Here is a 25203-nt window from a genome sequence, read left to right as displayed (position 1 = left end):
CCCCGCTGGCAGCCGCACGGAGAAAGCCGGGCCGTTCGCCCTTCGAGACGGCCGCTCCGCGGCCTCCTCAGGGTGACGGTGAGAGAGCGTCGCCGTAGCACGACCCTCAATGAAAATCCCGTGACGGCGGCAGGATGCGGACGTTGCGGGGGTGGCGGATCTTTTGCGGCGTGTTGTCGCCGTGATTGCGGCGGTCGTCGTTCAGCGGCTCGATCAATGCGGAGCCTGCCGGCACCGGATGCGTGCGACTGAGGGATTCATTGGCGAGGCCGATCAGATCGTGGGAGCGGTCGGTCATGCGCTGCGCCACCAGATGCGTGACGCCCTCGGGGCTGCTCTGGATATAGCCCTCGACCAGGATCAGGCGCGCGCCCATCACTTCCTTGCGATACTGCTCCATCACCTTCGGCCACACCACGATGTTGGCGATGCCAGTCTCGTCCTCCAGCGTCATGAACACGACGCCCTTGGCGCTGCCCGGCCGCTGCCGCACCAGGACGACGCCGGCACAGCTGACGCGGCGGCGGTCGTTGCTTTGGTTGATGGTGTGGCAGGCGACCACGCGCTCCCTGGTGAACATCTCGCGCAAGAATTCCATCGGATGGCCCTTCAGCGACAGGCGGATGGTCTGATAGTCGGCGACCACCTGCTCCGGGCGCGGCATCTCCGGCAGCGGTCTTGCGCCCTCATCCGGCTGCTCGCGCGCGGTGGCGGCCTCGAACAGCGGCAGCGGCACGTCGTCGGGCAGCCGCCGCACCGCCCACAGCGCCTCGCGGCGGTCGAGCCCGAGCGAACGGAACGCATCGGCGTCGGCGAGCAGGATCAGCGCGCGCTTGGGCAGAGCCGTGTCGCGGGCGAAGTCTTCCAGCGAGGTGAAGGGCCGGCGGTTGCGCGCGGCGACGATGCGGTCGGCCCAGTCTTTCTCTTGCTTCGCCTCTCCCGCTTGCGGGGGAGGCCGGATCGCATCGACAGATGCGATCCGGGTGGGGGCTCTCTCCTCACAAAGAGTGTCGCTTGCGGAGACACCCCCACCCCAGCCCTCCCCCGCAAGCGGGAGAGGGAGCACAGGCGCGCCCCGGAATGACAGTTGTAGTTGCTTCAACCTCTCCTCATCCTCATCGAGCCAATGAAACCCGTCGATCTGGCGGAAGCCGAGCCGCACCGCGCAATAGTCTCCGTCGCGCTCCTCCAGCGTGTTCTGCGCAAAGCTGAAGGAGACGTCGACCTCGCGCACCGTGACGCCGTTGTTGCGGGCGTCGCCGACGATCTGCGCCGGGGCGTAGAAGCCCATCGGCTGCGAGTTGAGCAGGCCGCAGCAGAACGCATCGGGATGATGGTGTTTTAGCCATGAGGAGATGTAGACCAGTTGCGCAAAGCTCGCGGCATGGCTTTCCGGGAAGCCGTAGGAGCCAAAACCCTTGATCTGGTCGAAGCAGCTGCGGGCGAAGTCCGGATCGTAGCCGCGCGCCACCATGTTGCCGACCAGCTTCTCCTCATAGCTGCCGATGGTGCCGAGGTTGCGGAAGGTCGCCATCGAGCGGCGCAGGCCGTTGGCTTCCTCCGACGTGAAATGCGCCGCCTCGATCGCGATCCGCATCGCCTGCTCCTGGAACAGCGGCACGCCGAGTGTTTTATGCAGGACATTGTAGAGTTCGTCCTTGTCGCCCTTGTCCGGCGACGGCGATGGATAGGTCACCTGCTCCTGCTTGTTTCTCCGCCGCAAATAAGGATGCACCATGTCGCCCTGGATCGGACCGGGGCGCACGATCGCGACCTCGATGACGAGGTCGTAGAAGGTACGCGGCCTCAAGCGCGGCAGCATGTTCATCTGGGCCCGGCTCTCGACCTGGAACACGCCGAGCGACTCGCCGCGACACAGCATGTCGTAGACTCTCTTGTCGTCCTGCGGGACGGAGGCGAGCTCCCAGCGCTTGCCCTTGTGGTCATCGATCAGGTCGAAACATTTGCGGATGCAGGTCAGCATGCCCAGCGCCAGCACGTCGACCTTCATCATGTGAAGCGCGTCGACGTCGTCCTTGTCCCATTCGATGAAGGTGCGGTCGTCCATCGCGGCGTTGCCGATCGGCACATAGGTGTCGAGCCGGTCCTGGGTCAGCACGTAGCCGCCGACATGCTGCGAGAGATGGCGCGGAAACTCGATCAGCTCGGTGGCGAGCTCGACCGCGAGGTTGATCATCGCATTTTTCGGGTCGAGCCCGGCCTGCCGCACCTGCATGTCGTTGAGGCCCTTGCCCCAGCTGCCCCACACGGTGTCGGCGAGCGCCGCGGTGACGTCCTCGGTCAGCCCGAGCGCCTTGCCGACGTCACGGATCGCGCTGCGCGGACGATAATGGATGATGGTGGCGATGATGGCGGCGCGGTGCCGGCCGTAGCGGCGATAGACATATTGCATCACCTCCTCGCGCCGCGAATGCTCGAAATCGACGTCGATGTCGGGCGGTTCCAGCCGCTCCTTGGAGATGAAGCGCTCGAACAGCAGATCGACCTTGGTCGGATCGACCGAGGTGACGCCGAGCACATAACAGACCGCCGAATTCGCCGCCGAGCCCCGCCCCTGGCACAGGATGTTCTGGCTGCGCGCATAGCGCACGATGTCATGCACGGTGAGGAAGTAATGCGCGTATTTCAGCTCGGCGATCAGCGCGAGCTCCTTGTTCAGGGTGGTGCGAAGCTTTTCGTCAATCTCGCCGCCGAAATATTTGTCGACGCCAGCCCAGGTCAGGTCCTCCAGATGCTGCTGCGCGGTCTTGCCCGGCGGCACCGGCTCGTCGGGATACTGGTATTTGAGCTGGTCGAGCGCGAAGGAGATACGCGCAGCGAAGCGTATGGTTTCCGCGATCGCATCAGGGAGATCGCGAAACAGCCTGATCATTTCATGCGCCGGCTTGAGATGCCGCTCGGCATTGGCCTCGAGCCTGCGGCCAACAGCCTCGATCGTGGTCTTTTCGCGGATGCAGGTCAGCACGTCCTGCAGCGGGCGGCGCGCGGGATGATGATAGAGCACCTCGTTGGTGGCGAGCAGCGGCACGCCGGCATCAGTGGCGAGACCATGCAGCCGCGCGAGGCGGCGCCTGTCGTCGCCGCGATAGAGCAGGCTTGCGGCAAGCCAGACGCCATCGGCGGCGCTTGCCTTTAGTTGCGCGAGCAGATCGAGCGCGTCAGCCGCTTCGAAACGATGCGGCAGCACCAGCACCAGAAGCTGGCCCTCTGCAAAGTCGAGCAGATCGGACAGGGTGAGTCGGCAGTCGCCCTTCTCGATACGCTCGATGCCGCCGCCGCGCTTGCCGCGGGTCAGCAGCTGGCACAGCCGGCCATAGGCGGCGCGGTCGCGCGGATAGACCAGGATGTCGGGCGTGCCGTCGATGAAGACGATGCGGGCGCCGATCAAAAGTTTTGGCGGATGAGCGACCTTCTCGCTGTCGAGCTCCTTCCAGGCGCGCACCACGCCGGCCAGCGTGTTGTGATCGGCGAGCCCGATCACGGGGATCCCGAGTTCGCTCGCCTGATGCACATAGGCGCGCGGATCGGAACCGCCGCGCAGGAAGGAGAAATTGCTGGTGATGCCGATCTCGGCATAATCAGGCGTTGGCGTATTCATGCGAACAGCCCATGCACATACCAGTTAGCGGGGACCGGCTTGCCCTGCTCGTCGCGCAGCTCGCTCTCATAGAGACCGTCGCGGAAGATCCAGAAGCGCTGGCCCTCGGCGTCCTCGACGCGGAAGTAATCGCGGGTCAGCGATGCGCCGTCCTGCTTCCACCATTCCATCGCGATGCGCTCGGGGCCCTCGACCCGCACCACGTCGTGCTGCGCGCGCCGCCAGGTGAATTGATGCGGCGGACCGTCGGGCACGCTCGCGAACGGCACCTTGATCGGCTCGGGCCGATCGAACAGCCGCAAGGGACGCAGCGGCGGCTCGCCGGCGACGCGTTCCGGCCAGGCGGCGGCGCTGGCAGCAGTCAGATGATGCTGCGCCGGCAGCGCGAGCGCTGATCGTTCGGGGATGTGGCTCTCCAGCGGCAGATGCACGACGACGCGTTTTCCCCCGATGCGGGCCGCGATGCGGTCGATCAGCGCCGAGATCTCGTCATTGTCGTGCACTGACGTGTCGAGATCGCGCTGCTGCTGCACCACGATCTCGGTACGCCCTGCGGCGAGGCGGATGAGATCGAAGCCGAAGCCGGGATCGAGGGGATCATTAAGCGCATCGAGCCGCTCGCGGAACAGGCGGTCGATCATCTCGGGTCGCGTCACCGGACGCCCGGTCTCGACCATGATCGCGCGCACCGCGCCGTCGGTGCGGAAGAAGCTCGCCTCCAGCTGCCGGGCGCCCTTGCCTTGCTTGTCCATCGCCGCGACAAGCATCTTGGCGAGGCTTTGTAACGTCAGCGCGATCACGGTGTCGGTGGAGACCGGTTCGGGGAAACGCTTCTCGACGATGTAATCGGGCAGCGGCTTGCGCGGGCTGATCGGGGCATCGCCCTGCCCGAGCGCGTGGCTGAGCAGGGTGGTGAAGGCGGCGCCGAACCGTGCCGAGATTTCATGCGGGGCGCGTGAGGCGACGTCGCCGATGGTCTTCAAGCCCGCGCGGCGCAGGCCGGTGGTCACGGCAGGATCGGCACCGAGCGCCGACACCGGCAGCGGGCCGACCGCCTCTGCTTCCGCGCCGCTGGCGACGATCTGCCCGGAAGTGTAACGCGTCAGCGTGCGGGCCGCGATCGAGGTGCCTGATATCGCAGCGCTGACCGCAAAGCCGCGCCGGCTCAGCGCATTGGTCACGATCTGCAGCAGCGCGCGCTCGCCGCCGAACAGATGTGCGCAGCCGGTGATGTCGAGGAACAGCCCGTAAGGCGGATCAAGCGCGACCAGCGGCGTGAAGCGGTCGCACCAGTCGGCGATGTCGTTCAGCGTCTTCAGATCGGCGGCCGGATCGGCGTCGTAGACCGTGAGCTCCGGACAGATCGCCCGCGCATTGGCGAGCGGCAGCCCGATCGACAGCCCGGCGCGCACCGCCGCCTCGTCGATCGCGTGCAGCAGGATCGCGTTGTGGTCCTTTGCGACGACGACGCTGGGGGCCTCAGTCGATTGCTGCGGAAAGCGAGATTCTTTCTTCGCCTCTCCCGCTTGCGGGGGAGGCCGGATCGCATCGTTAGATGCGATCCGGGTGGGGGCTCTCTCCTCAGCGGGACTCGTGGCGAGACCCCCACTCCAACCCTCCCCCGCAAGCGGGAGAGGGAGCCCTACCACCTGCCGAATGTCCCGCGCATCAGCTTGCGAGGCGATGTCCTGCGCGAGCTTGCGCTTGATGCGGTCGATGGGCAGGCGTGGCAGCCACAGGCTGAGGATACGCCGACGGTTCACTGAATTGGCACTCATCACATTTCCATTCCATGATCCATCGCCCGACCGGGCCATGACGATTGCGCACGAGTTCGGCGTCGAAGCGCGGCGCGCCCCAGGCGCTTGCGGCATTGCCGGGCGGCGAATGCGCCGCGCGCACGATCCAGCGCGTCTCCGCGGTCGAGGGGATCGCCGTTGCCGCGATCCGCAGCACCAGCGCGGTGACGCCGGAGGCTTGCGCGGCCAGGGTCAATTTGCGGCTGGCGACGAGGTCGAGCTGGCGCGCATGGCCCCAGACCTCGAGCACCACGGCGCCGAGCGCATCGCAGGCGAGCGCGTCGGCCGCGGTGCGGAGGCCATTGTCGACATCGGCGGCGCGCACCGTGACCAGCAGGCGCGGATCGAGGCCGAGTTCGGCGAGCCCGCGCATCGACAGCGCGCCGTTTTCGCGATCGGAAAAATCCTGCCGCACCCAGACCAGCGGCTTGCGCGCTGAGAGCCGTCCGGCAAGCCCCGCGATGAAGCCGGTCGCCGCCCCGCCTTGATGGCCGGCGGCGAACACCTCGTGCAACGTTGCCGCCGCAAGCCCGCCGCGCAGCATGGCGTCCGCGCTGGCGTGACCGAGCGCGATGCGGTTCGGCATCGCCGCCTCCGATGGCGCCTCGATGCGCGCGATGCTGCCGCGCAGAGACGCAAGCGTACCCGTGCGTGCGCCGTTCATATGCGCCGCTCCTTCAACTTGAAAATTTGAGGCCGTCACTGCCTGAACAGCGAACCAGGGACTGGCTCAATTGTTCATGGTATGTTCTAATATAAAGCTAACAGGGCCGGCGGAGTCAATCGGATTGGTGAGTTCCGTGATTCATGAGCGGAATCAATGGGATTCAGGAGCGGCCGAACTGTACGCCGCCGGTTCGCCCGCGGCGTCCGGCGCGACGGCCCGGAAAATGGCGGCGTGACGGAAACGGAGCAATCGCATGCGTATCATCGTGCTCGACAACGACACCGATTTCGAAGGCTGGCGCAAGGCCGCGCGGCGATTGGTGCTGAATGACGTGAAGCCGTCGGACGTCACGTGGACGGTGCGCAGCGACGACGAACTGTTTTCGGCATCCTGCGTGAATGAATTGCCTGATACGCCGCAGGCGCAGTTCAACGTCACAGCGAAATTCGTCGAGCTGGCAAGGACCGCGATCCTGCATCGCAATGACACGCGCTTCGTCCTGCTCTATCGCCTGCTGTGGCGGCTGCGCAGCCATCATGATCTGCTCAGCGCGACTGATGATCCCGACGTCGCCGAGGTCCACGCGATGGCGCGCGCGGTCTATCGCGATATCGACAGGATGCACGCGCATCTGCGCTTCCGCGAGATCGGCCGCGAGCAGAAGGCGCATTACGTCGCCTGGTTCGAGCCGGAGCATCGCATCGTCGAGCACGCCGCACCGTTCTTCGCCGGCCGCTTCGCCGACATGCCGTGGTCGATCCTGACCCCCGACGCCTGCGCACATTGGGACGGGCACGCGATCTCGATCACGCCGGGCGTCGCCAAATCCGAGGTGCCGAGCGAGGACCGGCTCAGGAGGTCTGGCGGCGGAATGACAACGGCCGCTTCAATCCCGCGCGGCTGAAAGTGATGGAGATGCCGCAGGCCTATTGGAGGAACCTGCCCGAGGACTCGATCATTAAACCTCTGATCGAAGACGCCATGCGCATGACCAGCGGCCCCTTCATCGCACGCAAGGCCGCCGAGCCGCAGCAGCGGCAGGATACGCCGATGCCCCGCAAGCAAACTCACGACGCGCATACCCAGGACAAGCAAACTCGTGACGCGATCGCAGCCTTGCGCGACGAGGCCGCCGCTTGCCGCGCCTGCCCGCTGTGGAAGGACGCAACACAAACCGTGTTCGGCGAAGGGCCGCAAGGCGCGACGCTGATGCTGGTCGGGGAGCAGCCCGGCGACAAGGAAGATCTCGCCGGCCATCCCTTCGTCGGTCCCGCCGGGCAGATGCTCGATCGCGCGCTTGAGGAAGCCGGCATCGCGCGCGCCAAGGTCTACATCACCAATGCGGTGAAACACTTCAAGTTCGTGCCGCGCGGCAAGATCCGGCTGCACCAGAAGCCGGGCACACCGGAGATCCGCGCCTGCCGGCAGTGGTATGAGCGCGAGCTCGCCGCCATCAAGCCGGAGCTCGTGGTGGCGCTCGGCGCCACGGCCGCGCAGAGCGTGCTCGGCAAGATCACACCTATCCACAGGAACCGCGGCCAGCTGATCGAGCATGACGGAACCAGGGTGCTGGTCACCGTACACCCGTCCTATCTGTTGCGGCTGCCCGACGAGAAAGCCAAGGCGCTGGAATATCAACGCTTTATCGACGATCTGAAAATCGCCGCAAATCAGCTGCGCAATTCAGCCCACGCGGCTTGAGTTCCGGGGGAACTGCAGGATCACACTTCAACGTGAAATTGTTCAAAACGCTGATAAATCCCTACAACCTTGAATTGATCCGTGATACCCTCACGTGTCTACGGGCATCGGGCGTCATGTTCACGCCATGACGTACCCTGAGGCGGGCGCGCTGCGCGGTTTGCTAGCCCCGATCGTGCGGCGCGCCACCTCATCCTCACTCCCGAAACAGCCGTCCTGGACCGACGATGCGCACGAATGATCGTACGATATCCACCGCGCGCGCCAGTCCCGTCGTGTCCGTATTCGCGGGACTGTTCAAACGATTTCAAGGAGAAGCAGCAAGATTCAGCGCATGACGCATGGCGCGGATTCAAGCACCTGCTTGCGCTGCGCAAAACAACGTTGAGCTTGTCATCTAACCTTCAACTCCATCAGTCAAAAATGCCCCTCCAACTACGAGGGGCGTCAGAATGACCGACATTACACTCAATTCATCGCTGGCCGATGGAGCGCCGATACAGCCGGCGTCGCGGCCCAATCTCGACAAGGGTTTTAACCCGCTCACGATGATCATCTTCTTCGGCATCCTTGCCGCGGGACTTTTGTACGTTGCCTACAGCATCTATTCGGACGTCGACGCCACCGGCACCAGGGTCACCTCCTACCTGCCCTACTTGCTGCTGCTGGTCGCGTTGTTGATCGCGCTCGGCTTCGAGTTCGTGAATGGCTTCCACGACACCGCCAACGCGGTGGCCACCGTGATCTACACTCACTCGCTGCCGGCGGAAGCTGCGGTGATGTGGTCCGGCCTGTTCAACTTCCTCGGCGTCTTGACCTCGACCGGCGCGGTGGCGTTCGGCATCGTCTCGCTGCTGCCGGTGGAATTGATCCTGCAGGTTGGCTCCAGCGCCGGCTTTGCCATGGTGTTCGCGCTGTTGATCGCCGCGATCCTGTGGAATCTCGGCACCTGGTATTTCGGTCTGCCCGCCTCCTCCTCGCACACGCTGATCGGCTCGATCATCGGCGTCGGCGTCGCCAACGCGCTGTTGCGCGGCCGTGACGGCACCTCGGGCGTGGATTGGGGCAAGGCCACCGAGATCGGCTACGCGCTTCTGCTGTCTCCGCTGGTCGGCTTTATCTGCGCCGCCCTGCTGCTGCTGCTGCTGAAGGTGATCGTCAGGAACCCGGCGCTCTACGCCGCGCCGGAAGGCAACAAGGCGCCCCCGCTCTGGATCCGCGGCCTGCTGATCCTGACCTGCACCGGCGTCAGCTTCGCCCACGGCTCGAACGACGGCCAGAAGGGCATGGGCCTGATCATGCTGATCCTGATCGGTACCGTGCCGACCGCCTACGCTCTGAACCGCGCGCTGCCGGAGAGCCAGGTGGCCCAGTTCCAGAAGACCTCGGAGGCCGCCTCCGAGGTGGTCGCGGCCAAGGGCGCCGGCCACAGCATCATCGGCGATCCCCGCCCGGCGGTGACCCAATACGTCTCGTCGCACCACATCAGCGACTGTCGGTGCTGGTGAAGGACGTCGGCGACCAGGTGCAGAAGTACGGTTCGCTGAACAAGGTGCCGGCGGAAGTCGTCGGCAACACCCGTAACGACATGTACCTGACCTCGGAGGCGATCCGCTTCCTGATGAAGGACAAGGAAAACGACCTCAGCAAGGAAGAGGTCGCGACCCTGAACGCCTACAAGGCCTCGCTCGACAGCGCCACCAAATTCATCCCAACCTGGGTGAAGGTTGCGGTCGCGATCGCGCTCGGCCTCGGCACCATGATCGGCTGGAAGCGCATCGTCGTCACGGTCGGTGAGAAGATCGGCAAGACCCATCTCACCTACGCACAGGGTGCATCGGCCGAACTCGTTACCGCCGCCACCATCGGCGCCGCCGACATGTTCGGCCTGCCGGTCTCGACCACACACGTGCTGTCGTCAGGCGTCGCCGGCGCGATGGCGGCCAACGGCTCCGGCCTCCAGGTCGCCACCATCAGAAACATGGTGATGGCCTGGGTGCTGACGCTCCCCGCCGCGATCCTGCTGTCGGGCTGCCTCTACGTGATCTTCTCGCGGGTGTTCTGACCCGCGAGAGCCGCGGCGGCTCTCGCAAGACACGCAAGAAACACGCAAGGCCCGCGCCGCCAGCGCGGGCCTTGCTGCGTGATGGAGGACGTTTCGCGACGGCCGTCTTCAAAGACTGCGGCTCAGGCAGCATAAGCCCGGGCTTCCTCGGCGAGCAGGCCGCGCGCCCATTTGTGCAGGCCGGATTTGGCCGTCCTTGCGCTCCAGTACATGTCGATCGAGACCGGCACGCGGAACGGCAGCGCACCGACATGCAGGCCGCCGCGCATCGCCCGCGCCAGATGATGCGGGATGGTCGCGACCAGCCTTGTGCCGGCGATGATGCGCTCCAGACTGTCATGGTTCGGAAGGCTGACCACCGGCTCGATCTCGATCTGCTTCGCCCTCAGCGCCTCGAGATAAAGCGGCTGCCACTCGCCGCTGTGAGTGATGAAGACATGCTCGGCCTTCGCATAGGCCGATAGCGCGATCCGGCCGCGCGCCAGCGGATGGGCCGGATCCATCACGCAGACATAGTGATCGGTGAGGATGTGGCGCCTAAAGAAGCTGTCGCCGACGATCCTGACCGGGCCGAGCACGATGTCGCATTGGTTCTGCTTGAGATGGACGTCGCCGTGGCCGGCGGCGTCGAGCAGGACAAGACGAACGAGCGGCGCGCCGGCCAGCAGCCGCGCAGTGAATTGCGGGATCAAGGTTTGGCGTTCGTGGTAGTTGCAGGAGATCGTCACGCTGCTCTCGGCGTCGCCGGATCGAATTCCGCCGGTGCGGCGAGCCCGTCGATCTCGCCGATCATGTCCCGCGCCCAGCCGACCAGTGCCGCACAGCGCTCCGTGGCGGTCACGCCGTTGCCGTTGCGGACGAACAGCGGGTCATGGAGCGCGCAGCGCAGCCGCTCGATCGCGTAGCTGATCGTGGACTGGTTGACGTCGAGCCGCTTGGCTGCCGCCGAGAACGACTGCAGGTCATACACCAGCACCAGTGTCCGCAAGGTCCCGATGTCGATCGGATCGATTGAGGAATTGACCGCCACGCTGCACCTCCCGCATTGCTGGCGGCCCAGCCTAGCACGAGGTCATGCAGGATTTCGATTGGCCTGATCGATCCCATCGAATTGAGCGATTGCGCCCCCGGCGCTAGCTTTGGCGAAAAGACGCTCCCGGGAGGATCCATGACCAGCACGGTGCCAGTCGTCACCGACATCGCGTATCAGGACCTGCTCGACGACCCCTACCCGGTCTTCCGCCGCCTGCGCGAGATGGCGCCGGCGGTTTTCGTCGAATCCGCCCGCCTGACGCTGGTGACGCGCTTCGACGACATCACGCGAATCGAGCGCGATCCCGCGACCTACTCGGCCGACAATCCAACCTCGCTGGTCAACAGAGTGATGGGGCCGACGTTCATGCGCAAGGACGGCACCGAGCACGCGATCGGCCGCAAGGCGATCGAGCCCTCGTTCCGCCCGGCCACGATCAAGGAGTATTGGGCGCCGAAATTCACCGCGATCGCGGAGACGCTGATCGATGAACTGACCGTGACCGATGAGGCCGATCTGTTCGCCGCGCTGGCGGCGCCGGTGGCCTCACTCAGCCTGATGGCGATGATCGGCTTTCGCGAGATGCCATGACAGATCCTGGCCGAGTGTTCGCAGGCCTTGATCGACGGCGCGGGCAATTATGCCGCCGATGCCGAGATCGAGCGCAAGGCGATGCAGGCGAGCGCCGATGTCGATACCGCGATCGGCGCGGTGCTCGAACTTCACCGCAGCAATCCAAATCCGTCGATCCTGTCCTCGATGGTCAATGCCGATCCGCCGATGCCGATCGAGGCCATCCGCGCCAACATCAAGGTGATCATCGGCGGCGGACTGAACGAGCCGCGCGACGCGATCCTGACCCTCGTGCTCGGCCTGCTGGAAAATCCCGTGCAGAAGGACAGCGTGCTGGCGAAGCCGGAGCTATGGCCGGCCGCGCTCGAGGAGGCGGTGCGCTGGATCTCGCCGATCGGCATGTATCCGCGCCGGGTGACCCGCAGCGTCGATCTCTCCGGCATCACGCTGCCCGAAGGCCTTCAGATCGGCCTCTGCGTCGGCGCCGCGAACCGCGACGGCAGCCGCTTCGCCGATCCCGACCGTTTCGACATGATGCGGCCAAAGCAATCGCATCTGGCGTTCGGTGCCGGACCGCATTTCTGCGCCGGCACCCGGTGTCGCGGCTTACCGTCGGCAAGATCGTGGCGCCAATGCTGTTCGACCGCCTGCGCAACCTGCGCCTCCGCGAGGAGGCACCGCCTGTTATCCGCGGCTGGGTGTTCCGCGGTCCGGTGTCGTTGCCGGTGCAGTGGGATTCGTGACGAACGCGTCTGCGCCAGCGTAGCGCTGCGACCGCGCTCTTGCGGTCGCCTCAACTCCCGATGATGCCGACCAGACGAGGGCGGCGGTGGTTTGCGAGCGCCTTCTCGGCCGCCACGGTGCGCAGCCATTGGCGGAAGCTGATGACCTCGGGACAGTCCGCTGTGCCTTCGGGCGCAATCAGCCAATCACCCAAACCGGATCCCTCATTGACCCGGTCGCAGCGATAGCCCGGATGGTGACCAAGACCGGGGGCTATCAGCAGGTCGACCTTGCCCTCGACCAACTCGTGCAAGCCGGCGGGCTGCAGCACCCGCAAACCGATGTCCGCATGCGCGCTGCGAAACTCCGCCAACGCGAGGCGACGCAGGTCGAAGCTGCCATGGACCCCCAACTGCAGCAGCACCGCACCTGCCGGTTTCAATTGCGAGGTCGCTTCCGCGATGCGACGGAAACCATCGGATATCCCGGGCAGGTAAGCCTGGCCGGCCGCCGTCAGGATGAGCTGCTTATGCAGCCGCTCGAACAGGCGCACGCCGAGGCGCGCCTCCAGCGCTTTCACCTGCTGCCCCACGGCGGCAGGCGTCACGTGCAGCTCGTGCGCGGCCAGCTTGAAGCTGAGATGCCGCGCGGCAGCTTCGAATGCGCGGAGCGCGTTGAGCGGAGGAAGGGCGTAGGTCATCGCGCTGCAGTTTGACACTGATGCGCCGTGGCCTTGCAATAGATTTTCTTGTGTTGGACCGAAGGAAACATGGTTTGCGCCGGCTTGGTGGCCGCAGCTACGGTTGGGTCGCAGCATTTGCGGAGATCCCATGCCTCACCGCCTCGATCATCTGGTTATCTGTGTCCGCGATTTGGCGCAGGCCGCGCTGGACTGGCTTTCCCGCATAGCTCCTGCTTCCCTTCCCAGCTTCTTTTGGCTGCCATCGGTTCAGCCCGTAGTGTGCTGAACAACAGCACTGGTCGAGGGCCATGTTGCCTTGGAATTAATCGCCTTCAGCGCGAGCGCGACTTCTATGCTTACAGCGCTTGGTGTTTCGAGACACGGCCGAAGCTCCACGCCCATTTCCTGTTCGTCGGCGACACTGCGGTGGTCGAGCGCTTGAGGCGCGGCGCATTCGCCGAGATCATTCAGATCAAGCCGGGACGGTCCGGACGCCATTGCCCTCGATCCGGTCCAGCAAGGCGGCGAAGCCGGGGCGGGTCTCAATCGGGTCCGCGCCTCGGCTTCAGCCTGACGCCAACCGGTGTCCATCCCTTCGGAACCAGCAACCGCCTGGCGATGTTCGGCAACAATTTTCTGGAATTGCTGGCCGTCACCAATGTCGCAGCGATACCGCCGGCCGAGGGCGGCCACTTCAACTTTGCCGCACATCAGCAGGATTTTCTCAAGACTGCTGAAGGGATGTCGATGCTGGCCTTGCACAGCACCGACGCACACGCCGACGCAGCACGCTTCCGCGCGATGCGCATCGGCGCTTATGCACCATTCGATTTCGGCCGTGATGCGGTGCTGCCGGGCGGCGGCACTGCCCGTGTCGCATTCTCACTGGCGTTTGCCACCGATGCCGCGATGCCCGGGATAGCCTTCTTCACCTGCCAGCAACGCCATCCGCCCGAACTGTTCTGGAAGGCGGAATACCAGCACCACCCCAACGGCGCCTTGCGCGTGATCGAGGTCGTCATGTCGGCGCCGGAGCCTGAGCAACATCGCGCGTTCCTCGAACGCCTGACGGAGAGTGCGGCCGAGCACGCGCCCGGACAACTGACGGTCGGCGAGAGGGGCGATCGGATCGCCGTGCTCGGTCCGTCCGAGCTCGCGCGCCGGCTACCAGGTGTCGCCGCCGATGGCTCGCCACGATTTTGCGCGGCGCGCCTGGCGGTCACCGATCTGGATGCGACCAGGCGGCTCTTGAAGAATAACGGCGTCGCGTTCCAGCTGATCGACAATGCGTTACTGATTGCACCCGCCGCGTCGCATGGCCTGGCTCTGGAATTCGTCGAACATGAGGAAATCTGACATGGCTCATCTCGTCCGTCACAATCCCGCTGCCGTCCACGCTCCCTCCAGCGGTTACAGCATGGGGCTGGAAGTTGGCCAGCACCGCCGGCTGCTGTTCATCAGCGGCCAGGTGCCGGAGAATTCCGACGGCAGCGTGCCCGAAGGGTTCGAGGCGCAATGCGAGCAGTCCTGGCGCAATGTCATCGAAGTGCTCACCTCCGCCGGCCTCGGCGTCGAGCATTTGGTCAAGATCAACACGTTCCTGACTGACAAGAGCCAGCTGGTCCCCAACCGCGCCATTCGCCGCAAGATGCTCGAAGGAAACGAACCTGCATCGACGGTCATGATTGCCGAAACCGTCGACAGCAAATGGTTGCTGGAGATCGAGGCGATCGCTGCCGAGTGAAGCGTGGATGCCGCGCCGGGGTTTGATGAGAGAGGATGTCCAATGGCTGAGATTATCCATCCCTTTTACGAGTCGCATCGCGGTGCCATGGAGGCCGCAATGTGCCATCGCCTCGACCTTGCGGAAGCGATGTTGCGCGAGTGCGCGCATCTGTCCGATATTGCCGGGATCAGGCAGGAGGTGATGGACGAATTCGAAATCGTGCTCACCCAAATGCCCTATGTCGGAGGCGCGGCTAGTCGCATGAGCGATTTCTTCATGCGTCTGATCGGATTTATGGCTATCAGCCGCGTACTCCGGCGGCACGGCGTGTCGCTCTCGGTGATCGGCGAAATCGAGCGAGAAACCTACAAGGCGCAACTGCTCACGGTGCCTGAAGCGGAACGTCTCGCCTCGGGGCGTCAGTTCATGTCATCGGAGAATCAGGCTTTGCTGCGTGAGCAGGCGACACGAAGCGCGACAAAAAGCCATCAGAAAGAATTTCCGGAAGATTTCGTCTACGATTTCGTCGAGCCGGGTCCCGATGACAGCTTTGAATTCGGCATCGACTACAAGGCTTGTGGCTTTTGCAAATTCGCGGCTCGCCATGGCGATAAAGATATCTTGCCGAACATTTGCGGGCTCGATTTCGACGCCTATGCAACCCGAGGCATCCACCTGCAAAGGACCCAAACGCTGGCTGGCGGCGCGAGCCACTGCAATTTCCGATTCTCGCGGCTCCCGACGGACTAGGACCGCACACGTGTGCGCTTCGCATCCACCTCTTCGGTTCGAGTAAGGAAACCCGTGGATGGCCGGGACATCCGGCGCGAAGACGCGCTTCGCGCTTTCGCCCGGCCATGAGGCGTTCGTTGAACCAAGGTGACGCGGACGGCGACATCACGCCGCCAGCGCGTTCTCCACGATCTTCACGAAATACGAGGTGCCGTAGACGATCGCCTCGTCGTTGAAATTGTAGGCGGGGTGATGCAGGCCGGCGCTGTCGCCGTTGCCGCAGAAGATGAAGGCGCCAGGCCGCGCTTCCAGCATATAGGAAAAATCCTCGGCGCCCATCAACGGCGGCATCTCGTGCACATTGGCCTCGCCCGCGACCTCGCGCGCAACGCGGGTCGCAAATTCGGTCTGCGGCCCATGATTGACGGTGACGGGATAGCCGTGCTCATAGTTGAGCTCAATCCTGGCGCCGGTCATCTTGGCGACGCCATCCACGACTTCGCGCACGCGCTTCTCGACGAGCTGGCGAACCTCATTGGTCAGCGTGCGCACGATGCCGCGCAATTCCGCAGTCTGCGGGATCACATTGTGGGCGTTGCCGGCGTGGAATTCGCAGATCGAGATCACAGCGGAGTCCAGCGGATCGACGGTGCGCGAGACGATCTGCTGCAGCGCCGTGATCAGCTGCGCACCGACCAGCACAGTATCGATGCATTTGTGCGGCCGGGCGGCATGCCCGCCAAGGCCCTCGATCTTGATGTCGATCGCGTTGGTTGCGGCCATGATCGGGCCGGAGCGGATCGCGAACGAGCCGATCGGAATCCCCGGGCCATTGTGCATGCCGTAGACCTGCTCGACCCCGAAGCGATCCATCAGGCCGTCCTTGATCATCGCGGCGGCGCCGGCCCCGCCCTCCTCGGCCGGCTGGAAGATCACGACCGCATCGCCGGCGAAATTGCGCGTCTCGGCCAGATAGCGCGCCGCTCCGAGCAGCATCGCGGTGTGACCGTCATGGCCGCAGGCGTGCATCTTGCCAGGCGTCTTCGAGGCGTAAGGCAGGTTGGTCTGTTCATGGATCGGCAGCGCGTCCATGTCGGCACGCAAGCCTATCACCTTGACGTCGCCCTTGGCCGGCCCCTTCTTGCCCTTGATGACCCCGACCACGCCGGTCTTGCCGAGGCCGGTGGCGACCTCGTCGCAGCCGAACTCCCTGAGACGATCGGCCACGAATGATGCGGTGCGATGCACATCATAGAGCAGCTCGGGGTTTTCATGGATGTTGCGGCGCCAAGCCTGGATATCGGGTTGCAGATCGGCGACGCGGTTGACGATGGGCATGAGAATTCTGGCCTCAGAGGGTTGGACGACTTGTGCCTGTTTAGCATGCAAGAGCCGGTCCACCCAACAGATGTGGCATGCCTGCGGCTGGGGCCTGCATTCGCAAACGGGAGGCAGAATGCTTCTCGCGGCACTTTGCACCGACGTCAGGCCTGATACGATCGCATCCGTCCAAAGCCTAATAGTGCCGGAGATATCCCGCGCGGATACTACCTCAGGTTTCCGCACCGAGAATCCTCAGGCCTTCAAAAAAGGGGCGGCTGCATGACGCCGGATCAGGCGGTCTTGTTCTCCACCATCATCCTGCTGGTGCCGATGGGCTATTTCCTGCTGGCGGCGCCGGCGTTCCTGCTTGTGAAGCTCGACGTCCCACCGGTGACCCGCCTGCTGCGCGGCATGTTCAATGCCTACTTCCTCGTGCTCACGGTCTCCGGTGTGATCGGAACACTGGCCTTTGCCGCGGCTGGCCGGCCAGCCGTCGCGCTTGGCATCGCCTTGATCGCGGGATTTGCGGTGCTGGCGCGCCGCTGGTTTCTGCAGCGGCTCGATGCCGAGGCGAACGCGCGAGACTCAGGTGATCCCACCGCGGTGCGGCGGCTGCGCCGGTTGCATTGGGGCGGCATGCTGTGCAACGCGGTTCAGGTGTTCGCGCTGGTCGCCAGCATTCCCTACATGGCGCCGCTGCCCTGATCGCAGGTTGCTTCCCTATTCACGTTTCCGGTGCGGATCGTATTTCGAAAGGACCTCTTTGAGGTAATCCCGGCTTTTCCATTCCGGTGCGGGCGGCTCGTAGCCTGGCCGAGGAACGAACAGATTCGCCGGCACATCAGCTGAAGCACCCATCAGGTCCGGAACGTAGCGCGGGCAATTTGGAAAGATTTCGCATGTGACGCGCACGACAACCTTCGCGCCATGATGCCCGGCAAGCGCTTCAGCGCTGTCGTGGATCGTTGCCTTGCCTCGGATGCGCGTACGAAACGTCTTGCCGTCGAGGCGTACAAACAGCAAGCCGATGTTCGGGTTGCGGTGGATATTGCCGAGCGTGCGGTACATGTTGTTGCCGTCGTACTCAGGGAATTCAAGCGTGTCGGGCCCAGTGATCTTCACGAAGCCGGGATCGCCGGAACGCATCGAACAATCGACGTTGTCCTGATAGCTCGTCGCAATGAAAAAGAACCGCGACTCTTCGATGAGCTTGCGGTCCTGTTCCCAGAATTCGAAGTGGAGGCGATGCTTCTCGAGGCCGTCGGCGACACGACGACCGTCGAAGCGGTCCTGCAACTCACGCATTCCGTCGTGGTAGAAAGGGGCGCGGACCGGGTCTGCCACGGGAATCCTCCAGCAAGTTGAGCAACGTTTGACGCGGCCGGAATTTTTCCTGGCAATTCAGCCGGCCAACAAAGAGAAAGCCTATTCATTCGGCACGGGCGTGAAAAGCCATCCAGGTCCGAAACGGCTGAAAAGGCGTCGATGACGGCCGCGCCCTAGCCCGAGGTCAGCATCTGGCTGCGGATCTCCTGCGCGGTGCGCCGCAGCGGCAGCAGGAATTTCTTGCGCGCGCCGGCTTCGCTCACGGTCCCCGAGATCGTGTTGACGCTGAGAGCCGCGACCACGGAGCCTGCCGGATCGCGCAGCGGCACCGCGATGCCGCAGATCGCGGGATCAAGCTCGCCATCGACCCAGGCATAACCCTCGCTCTCGACCCGCGCGAGCAACTCGCCGAGACGCTCCGGATCGGTGACCGTGCGCGGCGTCACCTGCTTGAAGGCGCTGCCTGAGAGATAGGCCCCGCGGGTAACAGGCGGCAGCGCCGCGAGCATGACGCGGCCGAGCGACACCAGATGCGCGGGCAGCCGGCTGCCGACGCCGAGATTGGCCGACAGGATCCGCCGCGCCGGCAGGCGCAGCGCATAGACGATCTCGTCCTCGTCGAGCACCGCCATCGCGCAGGATTCTCCGATCTCGTTGCGCAGATTTTCCAGCGCGCGCTGAGCATGCGCCCAGTATGGCAGCGTGTTGAGATAGGACAGGCCGAGCCCGAGCGCGCGCGGCCGCAAGCTGAAATAGCGTCCGTCGGAGGCGCAGTATTTCAGCGCCACCAGTGTCGCGAGGATGCGGCGCGCGGTGGCGCGGTTGAGGCCGGCGGTGTCGGCGGCTTCCGCCAGCGTGTGCCGGCCCGGCGGCTTGCCGAGCGCCTCGATGATCGAGAAGCCGCGCGCGATCGCGCGCACGAAGCCGTCACTCTCTTTGCTCATCCCGTCGCTCTGGCTTTTCGATTGAGCATGATCCTTTTCGGAAAACCGCTTCGCACTTTTCCGGGTCATGCTCGGGCGTTGGTATTGCTCATGACATCGCAGCCCGCATGGCTGCCTGCACATGACGCGGCGCTGCGCGCTTGTCAGGCGCTCCCGACCGCGCTAGCGTCAGTTCATGCAGCGAATAAATTGTTCGCCTGGCGAACTGAATAGCAGGAGGATGCCCGATGGCGCAAGCGGAAAGTTCTGCGACCACCCCGTTCGAAACCGATTTCTGGAAGGACGCGAAGCTGCGTAAGGTCTGGGACGAGATCGTCCCCGGCGAACCGCGCAAGACGCTACCCTACACGCTGACGCTAGAAGCAATCGCGCTGTACTGCCGCGCGGTCGGCGAGACCAATCCGCTGTATCTGGACGAAGCCGCCGCCAAGGCCGGCCCTTATGGCGGGCTGATCGCGCCGCCCGCGATCCACATCCTCTTGATGTTCGCCTGCACACCGGCCGACGACTGGATGCGCTCGCCGGGCACCGTCAATGCCGGGCAGTCCTGGAGCTACAACGTCCCTGCCCGCCCCGGCGACACCATCACCTTGCAGGCCCGCGCGCTCGACAAATTCATCAAGCGCGAGCGGCTGTTCGTGGTGCACGACAACGTCTTCTTCAACCAGCATGGCGACGTGATCTGCTCGGGTCGCGGCCAGACCATCCGTCCGATCTGAGGGGGATCACGATGACCACAGCGAATTTCGATACTCTCAAGGCCGGCGACAGCATCGACGGCCCCGCATTCGCGGTCTCGCGCGAATCGATCCGCCTGTTCTGCGATGCATCGCTCGACCACAACCCGCTGCATTTCGACGACAACTACATGAAGGGCGATTTCGGCAAGACCAATTTCGGCGGCATCATCATGCATGGCATGAACAATTTCGGCCTGATCTCGCGCATGCTGACCGACTGGGCTCTTCCCGCGGGCGCGATCCATCGCAGGCTCGAGACGCGCTGGCTGAAGCCGGTGAAGCCCGGCGACACCATCCGCCCCGCAGGCACCATCAAGGCCAAGCAGATATCAGCCAGATCGCGCTGGGTGCTGGTCGACGTCGTCGTGCAGAACCAGCGCGGCGAGACGGTCGCGGCCGGCGAAGCGATGGTGGAGTTTCCGGCGAACTAGCGAACTGCGCTCAGGTCGAGCAGCGCGCTCCGCCTCGCCCCGCCTGCGGGGAGAGGCCGGAACGCATCGCCAGATGCATTCCGGGTGAGGGGGAGCCTCCGCGGGCGTTCTCCGAGTATGCGGAGACAGCCCCTCACCCCAACCCTCTGCCCGTAAGACCGGGGCGAGGGAGCGCACCGCCGTCGCCGCGCCAACAAACAATCAAAATAATCACTGAGGAGATTTCGATGCAGGATGCGGCCCAATCGCGGCTCTATCGACGGATCGCCTGGCGCCTGATCCCGTTCCTGCTGGCATGCTACACGGTGGCGATCATCGATCGCTTCAACATCGGCTTCGCCAAGCTGCAATTCCTGCACGACCTGAACATCGACGACGCGGTGTTCGGGCTTGCCGCCGGCATCTTCTCGGTCGGCTATGTCGCGCTCGAAGTGCCGAGCAATCTGCTGCTGGTCAAGATCGACGTCCGCAAGACGCTGCTGCGGATCATGGTGCTGTGGGGCGCCGTCACCGTGCTGCTCGCGCTGGTGCAGAACCAGTATCATCTCTATTTGCTGCGCTTCCTGCTCGGCGCCGCCGAAGGCGGATTCTTTCCCGGTATCCTGTATTATCTGACGCTGTGGTTTCCGGACCGCGTGCGCGGCCGCATGACCAGCCTGTTCGTGATGGCGGTGCCGCTCGGCGGCGTGATCGCCGGACCGCTGTCGGGCCGAATCATGGATCGCATGCAGGGCGTCCATGGCCTGCATGGCTGGCAGTGGCTGTTCATCCTCGAAGGTGTTCCCGCCGTGCTGCTCGGTATCGCCGCCTATCTTTATCTCGCCGACGGGCCGCAGGCCGCGAGCTGGCTCAGCACTGACGAGCGGCGGCAGGTCGCAAGCGATCTCGCCCGCGACCGCGCCGCCACGCCCGGCACCACGCGGAGCTTCGCGGCGGCGCTGCGCGAGCCGCGCGTCTATTTGCTGTCCTTCATCTATTTCGCGTTCTTCTGCTCGCTCAACACCATCCTGTTGTGGACGCCGACGCTGCTGAAACGCGTCGGCGTCGCGACCACCACCGAGATCGGCTGGCTGAGCGGAGTGATCTCGGTGGCGTCGGCGATCGGCATGGTCGCGATCGGCACCAGTTCCGATCGCACCAGGGAGCGGCGCTGGCATGTGGTGTGCTGCGGTCTTGTCGCAGCGGCGTGCTTCATCGCCTTGCAGGCGGCGCAGGGCAGCATCCTCCTGACCGTGACGCTGCTCGCGATCGCATCGATCGGCATCTTCGCGATCCTCTCGCTGTTCTGGACCATCCCGAACGCGATGCTGGAAGGCAGCGCCGCGGCCGGCGGTATCGCGCTGATCAGCGCGATAGGCTCGTTCGGCGGCGCGGTGTGCCCTGCCCTGATCGGATGGATGAATGTCGCAACCGGGAGCATCTACGCACCGCTAGCCGTCGTCGGTGCGCTGCTCGCGATCGGCATGCTGACCCTGATTCTCTGTGTCCCGCGGCCGAAACCCGAGGTCACACTCGCCGAACCCAGCCGTCCCTGATCACCCAGCGCACGCCCGGCGTCCTCCGCCGGGCTTGTCTCGACCGGCTACGTCTGACTAATAGGGGCTCAACAAAAGACGCTTGCCGGGAACGAGGACATGCCGCGAAGGCTCGAGGGTGATTACGACTACATTATCGTCGGCGCAGGCACGGCGGGCTGCATCATGGCCAACCGCCTGTCGGCCGATCCGAAGAAGCGCGTGCTGCTGCTGGAAGCCGGCGGCAAGGACAACTGGATCTGGTTTCACATCCCGGTCGGCTATCTCTTTGCGATCGGCAATCCGCGCTCGGACTGGATGTTCAAGACCGAGGCAGAGCCCGGCCTCAACGGGCGCGCACTCGCCTATCCGCGCGGCAAGGTGATCGGCGGGTCCTCGGCGATCAACGCCATGATCTCGATGCGCGGCCAGGCCGCGGATTACGATCACTGGCGGCAGCTAGGCCTCACCGGCTGGAGCTACAGCGACGTGCTGCCGGCGTTCAAGCGGCTCGAGGATCATTTTCTCGGTGAGAGCGAGCATCACGGTGTCGGCGGCGGCTGGCGCATCGAGGCGCCGCGCCTGTCATGGCAGATCCTCGACGCGGTCGGCGATGCCGCGGAAGAGATGGGGATCAAGCGCATTCCCGATTTCAACACCGGCGACAATGAGGGCACCAGCTATTTCCACGTCAACCAGAAGCGCGGCCGGCGCTGGTCGTCGGCGCGCGGCTTCCTCAAGCCGGTGCTGAACCGCAGCAATCTGCGGCTCGAGACCAACGTGCTGGTCGACCGCCTGATCATCGAGAGCGGCCGCGCCGCCGGCGTGCTGTTCCGCCAAGGCAACGAGCAAGGCAGTGAGGTCGTGGAAGCGCGCGCCAAGGGCGAAGTGATTCTCTGCGCCGGCTCGATCGGCACCACGCAGGTGCTGCAGCGCTCCGGCATCGGCCCGGCCGAATGGCTGTCGCCGCTCGGCGTCGACATCGTCGCCGATGTGCAGGGCATCGGCCGCAATCTGCAGGACCATCTGCAGCAGCGCGCGATCTACAAGGTATCGGGCGTGCGGACGCTGAACGAGACCTATTACAACCTGGTCCGCCGCGGCCTGATGGGCCTCGACTACGCATTCCGCCGCCGCGGTCCCTTGACCATGGCGCCGTCGCAGCTCGGCATCTTCACCCGCTCGGACGCGACGCGCTCGCGCGCCAACATCCAGTTCCACGTGCAGCCGCTGTCGCTCGACAAGTTCGGCGATCCCTTGCACCGCTTCCCGGCGATCACGGTGAGCGCCTGCAATCTGCAGCCGACCTCGCGCGGCACCGTGCGGATCAAATCGACCGCGCCCGACGACAAGCCGTCGATCGCGCCGAACTATCTGTCGACCGAAGACGACCGCCAGGTCGCAGCCGATGCGATCCGCACCACGCGCAAATTGATGAAGCAGGCGGCGCTTGCGAAATATCACCCCGAGGAATTCCTGCCCGGCCCCGCGGTCGGCGACGACGATGCCTCGCTCGCCAAGGCCGCCGGCGACATCGGCACCACGATCTTCCACCCCGTCGGCACCGCGAAGATGGGAATGGCCAACGATCCGATGGCTGTCGTCGACGAGCGGCTGCGCTTCTACGGGCTGCACGGCCTGCGCATCGCGGATGCTTCCGTGATGCCGACCATCACCTCGGGCAACACCAACACGCCGACCGCGATGATCGCCGAGAAGGCCGCGGCGATGATTTTGCAGGACACGCGATAGAGCGACGATGACGCAGCCGCAGCGAATTCTCGTTGGCGATGCCGGCACCGCGATCGCGGTGGCGCGATGGGGCGAGCCCGCTTCCGGCAAGCCGCCCGCGCTGCTGCTGCACGGCACCGGCTTTGTCGCCGAGGTCTGGAGCGAGGTCGCCGAGGCGCTGGCCGCCGACCATACCGTCTATGCGCTCGACCGCCGCGGCCATGGCCTGAGCCACAAACCGGCGGCCGATTGCTACCACTTCCAGGATTTCGCCGAAGACATCTGCATGGTGGTCGAACGCCTCGGCCTGCATAACATCTACGGCATCGGCCACAGCGCCGGCGCGACCGACCTGCTGCTCGCAACGAAGCTGATGCCGGACCGCTTCGCGCGGCTGTTCGTGACGGAGCCGACCGTGATGGACCCGCACGCGCCACGGACCGGTGGCTTGAGCGAGATGTCGAGCGCGTCCGTGCAGGGCGCGCTGCGCCGCCGGGCCGAGTTCGACAGCGCGGATGCGCTGTTCCAGCGGCTGCGCACCGCGCCCGCGTTCGCGCCATGGACCGAGCGATCGCTTTGGGCCTATGTCCATCACGGGTTTGCAAAACTCGACGACGGCCGCGTGCGGCTGCGCTGCACGCCCGAGATCGAGTCCGCGCTGCTGCTGCCGATCGTCCAGGCGATGGAACAGATCTACACCGGCGATGCCCGCGGCAATCCATTCCCGTGGCTCTCCGAGATCACCTGCCCGGTCTGCATCGCCACCACCGAGCAGTCAGGATCGGTCTACAAGCTGATGGCCGACCGAGCCGCGGCGCTGCTCCCGCACGCGAGCCGCTGGACGTTCGACGGCGTCGGGCATTGCGTCGCGCAGGAAGCGCCGGCGCTGAAGGTTGCGGCGGTCAGAACGTTTGCAAGACGCGCGGAGTAGGTCAAAAAGAAAAACGCCGTCCCCTGGCGGGGACGGCGGAAGCCACGCACGCAGTACTGGAACGGTTATTAGTGCTTGCCGTGGTGCTCGGCGTGATGCCGGCTCGCCTCGGTGTGGTGATGCTGGGCATGGCTGGCGTGACCATGGGCGCTGTGGGCGTGATGTGCCGCCTTGTGATGGTCGCCGGCTTCGTGGTGCTTGGCGGCTTCGCGGTGATGACGCGCCGCGTGCTCGTGATGCTCAGCTGCCTTGTGGTGATGCTCAACGCCTGCGTGGTCGCTCATGATGCTCTCCCGATGTGGCGAATGAAGTCCGGCATCATTACGCAGCAGCGCTGACATTATGCTGACGGCTGCAAGACAGCTTTGTTGCGGCCGTTCATCTATGTTGCGCAACATGTCCATGCTGCGGCGCGCATCATCGCCGGTCGCCGGTCATGTCGGCGGCGGAAAGCGGTCGAAGGTCGGCAGCTCATGCGCATCTTCCATCCAGCGCAGCCGCTCGGCGACCTGGATATGCACCACGGCCGGCACCGCGCCGGGGTCATCATAGGTGCCGCTTTGGAATGTCGATGAACCCGGGCAACATGTTGCCATCGGTGTAGAAAAGCCCGGTACCGCAATCCGCGCAGAAGTGCCGCCGGCCATGCTCCGAGGACTGGTAGATCCTGGGCTGGCCCTTGGTCAGCTTGACCATGTCCTCGGCGACCATCACCCAGCCGACCATCGGTGCGCCGGCATGACGCCGGCAATCGCTGCAATGACACAGCGCATGGACGATCGGTTCCCCGGTCACCTCATAACGAATCGCGCCGCAGTGACAGCCGCCGGTCACGTCGCCCATGGTTTCCTCCGGCCGATCAGTGGTTTGATGGGTCGATAGAGCCGCAAGCCGTTGGACGGCAATGACGCATCTTGCCCTTGCGTCCACCTGTCGCGCGGGC

The 25203-nt window shown here is 64.8% G+C and carries 22 protein-coding genes and 2 pseudogenes; 14 read left to right on the top strand and 10 right to left on the bottom strand.

Going from position 1 to position 25203, the window contains the following annotated elements; translation table 11 throughout:
• Window positions 1-106: 106 nt before the first annotated feature.
• The 3 genes from HAP54_RS29705 to HAP54_RS29695 are packed head-to-tail and all read right to left on the bottom strand — an operon-like array spanning window position 107 to window position 6082.
• Complete coding sequence (locus tag HAP54_RS29705) at window positions 107-3619, bottom strand: error-prone DNA polymerase (RefSeq protein ID WP_166293616.1); 3513 nt, start codon at window positions 3617-3619, stop codon at window positions 107-109.
• On the bottom strand, window positions 3616-5397 hold the full coding sequence (locus tag HAP54_RS29700; protein WP_248114432.1) for a Y-family DNA polymerase: 1782 nt from the start codon (window positions 5395-5397) through the stop codon (window positions 3616-3618). Before HAP54_RS29700 ends, HAP54_RS29705 begins: the two co-directional genes overlap by 4 nt.
• Window positions 5288-6082: an ImuA family protein gene (locus HAP54_RS29695; protein WP_166293614.1), complete on the bottom strand. Its 795-nt coding sequence runs from the start codon at window positions 6080-6082 to the stop codon at window positions 5288-5290. Before HAP54_RS29695 ends, HAP54_RS29700 begins: the two co-directional genes overlap by 110 nt.
• Before the next feature lie 256 nt (window positions 6083-6338).
• Here HAP54_RS29695 and HAP54_RS29690 point away from each other — a divergent pair.
• Window positions 6339-7786 (top strand): annotated as a pseudogene (locus HAP54_RS29690) (UdgX family uracil-DNA binding protein).
• Window positions 7787-8238: 452 nt separating this feature from the next.
• A pseudogene (locus HAP54_RS29685) lies at window positions 8239-9851 on the top strand (inorganic phosphate transporter).
• Between the two features lie 122 nt (window positions 9852-9973).
• Here the strand turns inward: HAP54_RS29685 and HAP54_RS29680 are convergent.
• Both HAP54_RS29680 and HAP54_RS29675 read right to left on the bottom strand, forming a co-directional pair.
• Window positions 9974-10579, bottom strand: a complete 606-nt coding sequence (locus tag HAP54_RS29680) for a LysR substrate-binding domain-containing protein (protein ID WP_224741738.1) — start codon at window positions 10577-10579, stop codon at window positions 9974-9976.
• Window positions 10576-10881 carry a helix-turn-helix domain-containing protein gene (locus HAP54_RS29675; protein ID WP_224741739.1) on the bottom strand — a complete coding sequence of 102 codons (306 nt, stop codon included), beginning with the start codon at window positions 10879-10881 and terminating at the stop codon, window positions 10576-10578. Before HAP54_RS29675 ends, HAP54_RS29680 begins: the two co-directional genes overlap by 4 nt.
• A gap of 138 nt (window positions 10882-11019) precedes the next feature.
• On the opposite strand from HAP54_RS29675, the gene HAP54_RS29670 reads away from it, so the two are divergent.
• Entirely contained in the window at window positions 11020-11475 is a 456-nt protein-coding gene (locus HAP54_RS29670; RefSeq protein ID WP_224741740.1) for a hypothetical protein, read from the top strand.
• A 27-nt stretch (window positions 11476-11502) separates the two neighbouring features.
• Window positions 11503-12264, top strand: a complete 762-nt coding sequence (locus HAP54_RS29665; protein ID WP_224741741.1) for a cytochrome P450 — start codon at window positions 11503-11505, stop codon at window positions 12262-12264.
• On the opposite strand, the gene HAP54_RS29660 is transcribed toward HAP54_RS29665, so the two are convergent.
• Window positions 12251-12880, bottom strand: coding sequence for a LysR family transcriptional regulator (locus tag HAP54_RS29660; RefSeq protein ID WP_166293613.1), 630 nt, complete (start codon window positions 12878-12880; stop codon window positions 12251-12253). The two genes, HAP54_RS29665 and HAP54_RS29660, sit on opposite strands and share 14 nt — an antisense overlap.
• A 234-nt stretch (window positions 12881-13114) precedes the next feature.
• Between HAP54_RS29660 and HAP54_RS29655 the strand changes: the two genes are divergently transcribed.
• The 3 genes from HAP54_RS29655 to HAP54_RS29645 are packed head-to-tail and all read left to right on the top strand — an operon-like array spanning window position 13115 to window position 15338.
• Window positions 13115-14218, top strand: coding sequence for a VOC family protein (locus HAP54_RS29655; protein WP_248114433.1), 1104 nt, complete (start codon window positions 13115-13117; stop codon window positions 14216-14218).
• 1 nt (window position 14219) lies between these two features.
• Window positions 14220-14606, top strand: a complete 387-nt coding sequence (locus HAP54_RS29650; RefSeq protein ID WP_166293609.1) for a RidA family protein — start codon at window positions 14220-14222, stop codon at window positions 14604-14606.
• 42 nt (window positions 14607-14648) lie between these two features.
• Window positions 14649-15338 carry an L-2-amino-thiazoline-4-carboxylic acid hydrolase gene (locus HAP54_RS29645; protein ID WP_166293607.1) on the top strand — a complete coding sequence of 230 codons (690 nt, stop codon included), beginning with the start codon at window positions 14649-14651 and terminating at the stop codon, window positions 15336-15338.
• A 147-nt stretch (window positions 15339-15485) separates the two neighbouring features.
• Here HAP54_RS29645 and HAP54_RS29640 read toward each other — a convergent pair whose 3' ends face one another.
• Window positions 15486-16658, bottom strand: a complete 1173-nt coding sequence (locus HAP54_RS29640; RefSeq protein ID WP_166293606.1) for a M20 aminoacylase family protein — start codon at window positions 16656-16658, stop codon at window positions 15486-15488.
• Window positions 16659-16922: 264 nt separating this feature from the next.
• Between HAP54_RS29640 and HAP54_RS29635 the strand changes: the two genes are divergently transcribed.
• Window positions 16923-17348 (top strand): hypothetical protein, encoded by a 426-nt coding sequence (locus tag HAP54_RS29635; RefSeq protein ID WP_166203720.1) that lies wholly within the window; start codon window positions 16923-16925, stop codon window positions 17346-17348.
• Between the two features lie 15 nt (window positions 17349-17363).
• Here HAP54_RS29635 and HAP54_RS29630 read toward each other — a convergent pair whose 3' ends face one another.
• Entirely contained in the window at window positions 17364-17987 is a 624-nt protein-coding gene (locus HAP54_RS29630) for a pyridoxamine 5'-phosphate oxidase family protein (RefSeq protein ID WP_166293604.1), read from the bottom strand.
• Window positions 17988-18142: 155 nt separating this feature from the next.
• Window positions 18143-18913, bottom strand: coding sequence for an IclR family transcriptional regulator domain-containing protein (locus HAP54_RS29625; RefSeq protein WP_166293602.1), 771 nt, complete (start codon window positions 18911-18913; stop codon window positions 18143-18145).
• Between the two features lie 227 nt (window positions 18914-19140).
• On the opposite strand from HAP54_RS29625, the gene HAP54_RS29620 reads away from it, so the two are divergent.
• From HAP54_RS29620 to HAP54_RS29595, 6 genes are all read left to right on the top strand, one after another.
• Window positions 19141-19632 carry a MaoC family dehydratase gene (locus HAP54_RS29620; RefSeq protein ID WP_166293601.1) on the top strand — a complete coding sequence of 164 codons (492 nt, stop codon included), beginning with the start codon at window positions 19141-19143 and terminating at the stop codon, window positions 19630-19632.
• An 11-nt stretch (window positions 19633-19643) separates the two neighbouring features.
• Complete coding sequence (locus HAP54_RS29615) at window positions 19644-20084, top strand: MaoC family dehydratase (protein WP_166293599.1); 441 nt, start codon at window positions 19644-19646, stop codon at window positions 20082-20084.
• A 227-nt stretch (window positions 20085-20311) separates the two neighbouring features.
• Window positions 20312-21619 (top strand): MFS transporter, encoded by a 1308-nt coding sequence (locus HAP54_RS29610; RefSeq protein WP_166293597.1) that lies wholly within the window; start codon window positions 20312-20314, stop codon window positions 21617-21619.
• Between the two features lie 99 nt (window positions 21620-21718).
• Window positions 21719-23350: a GMC family oxidoreductase gene (locus HAP54_RS29605; protein WP_166293595.1), complete on the top strand. Its 1632-nt coding sequence runs from the start codon at window positions 21719-21721 to the stop codon at window positions 23348-23350.
• A gap of 7 nt (window positions 23351-23357) precedes the next feature.
• On the top strand, window positions 23358-24260 hold the full coding sequence (locus HAP54_RS29600; protein ID WP_166293593.1) for an alpha/beta fold hydrolase: 903 nt from the start codon (window positions 23358-23360) through the stop codon (window positions 24258-24260).
• Between the two features lie 71 nt (window positions 24261-24331).
• Complete coding sequence (locus HAP54_RS29595) at window positions 24332-24598, top strand: hypothetical protein (RefSeq protein ID WP_166293591.1); 267 nt, start codon at window positions 24332-24334, stop codon at window positions 24596-24598.
• Window positions 24599-24806: 208 nt separating this feature from the next.
• Here HAP54_RS29595 and HAP54_RS29590 read toward each other — a convergent pair whose 3' ends face one another.
• A complete protein-coding gene (locus HAP54_RS29590) occupies window positions 24807-25103 on the bottom strand; it encodes a GFA family protein (RefSeq protein WP_224741742.1) in 297 nt (98 codons plus the stop codon).
• Window positions 25104-25203: the final 100 nt, after the last annotated feature.

The sequence above is a fragment of the Bradyrhizobium sp. 2S1 genome, assembly GCF_011516625.5.
GTDB lineage: Bacteria > Pseudomonadota > Alphaproteobacteria > Rhizobiales > Xanthobacteraceae > Bradyrhizobium > Bradyrhizobium septentrionale.
This window is presented reverse-complemented; position numbering and strand designations above follow the sequence as displayed.

Excerpts from the sequence above, each read along its gene's own strand:
- HAP54_RS29660 (WP_166293613.1), bottom strand. The coding sequence starts at position 12,880 with ATGACCTACGCCCTTCCTCCGCTCAACGCGCTCCGCGCATTCGAAGCT.
- HAP54_RS29640 (WP_166293606.1), bottom strand. The coding sequence starts at position 16,658 with ATGCCCATCGTCAACCGCGTCGCCGATCTGCAACCCGATATCCAGGCT.
- HAP54_RS29615 (WP_166293599.1), top strand. The coding sequence starts at position 19,644 with ATGACCACAGCGAATTTCGATACTCTCAAGGCCGGCGACAGCATCGAC.
- HAP54_RS29605 (WP_166293595.1), top strand. The coding sequence starts at position 21,719 with ATGCCGCGAAGGCTCGAGGGTGATTACGACTACATTATCGTCGGCGCA.
- HAP54_RS29610 (WP_166293597.1), top strand. The coding sequence starts at position 20,312 with ATGCAGGATGCGGCCCAATCGCGGCTCTATCGACGGATCGCCTGGCGC.
- HAP54_RS29670 (WP_224741740.1), top strand. The coding sequence starts at position 11,020 with ATGACCAGCACGGTGCCAGTCGTCACCGACATCGCGTATCAGGACCTG.
- HAP54_RS29625 (WP_166293602.1), bottom strand. The coding sequence starts at position 18,913 with ATGAGCAAAGAGAGTGACGGCTTCGTGCGCGCGATCGCGCGCGGCTTC.
- HAP54_RS29705 (WP_166293616.1), bottom strand. The coding sequence starts at position 3,619 with ATGAATACGCCAACGCCTGATTATGCCGAGATCGGCATCACCAGCAAT.
- HAP54_RS29645 (WP_166293607.1), top strand. The coding sequence starts at position 14,649 with ATGGCTGAGATTATCCATCCCTTTTACGAGTCGCATCGCGGTGCCATG.
- HAP54_RS29650 (WP_166293609.1), top strand. The coding sequence starts at position 14,220 with ATGGCTCATCTCGTCCGTCACAATCCCGCTGCCGTCCACGCTCCCTCC.
- HAP54_RS29620 (WP_166293601.1), top strand. The coding sequence starts at position 19,141 with ATGGCGCAAGCGGAAAGTTCTGCGACCACCCCGTTCGAAACCGATTTC.
- HAP54_RS29635 (WP_166203720.1), top strand. The coding sequence starts at position 16,923 with ATGACGCCGGATCAGGCGGTCTTGTTCTCCACCATCATCCTGCTGGTG.
- HAP54_RS29695 (WP_166293614.1), bottom strand. The coding sequence starts at position 6,082 with ATGAACGGCGCACGCACGGGTACGCTTGCGTCTCTGCGCGGCAGCATC.
- HAP54_RS29590 (WP_224741742.1), bottom strand. The coding sequence starts at position 25,103 with ATGGGCGACGTGACCGGCGGCTGTCACTGCGGCGCGATTCGTTATGAG.
- HAP54_RS29600 (WP_166293593.1), top strand. The coding sequence starts at position 23,358 with ATGACGCAGCCGCAGCGAATTCTCGTTGGCGATGCCGGCACCGCGATC.
- HAP54_RS29700 (WP_248114432.1), bottom strand. The coding sequence starts at position 5,397 with ATGAGTGCCAATTCAGTGAACCGTCGGCGTATCCTCAGCCTGTGGCTG.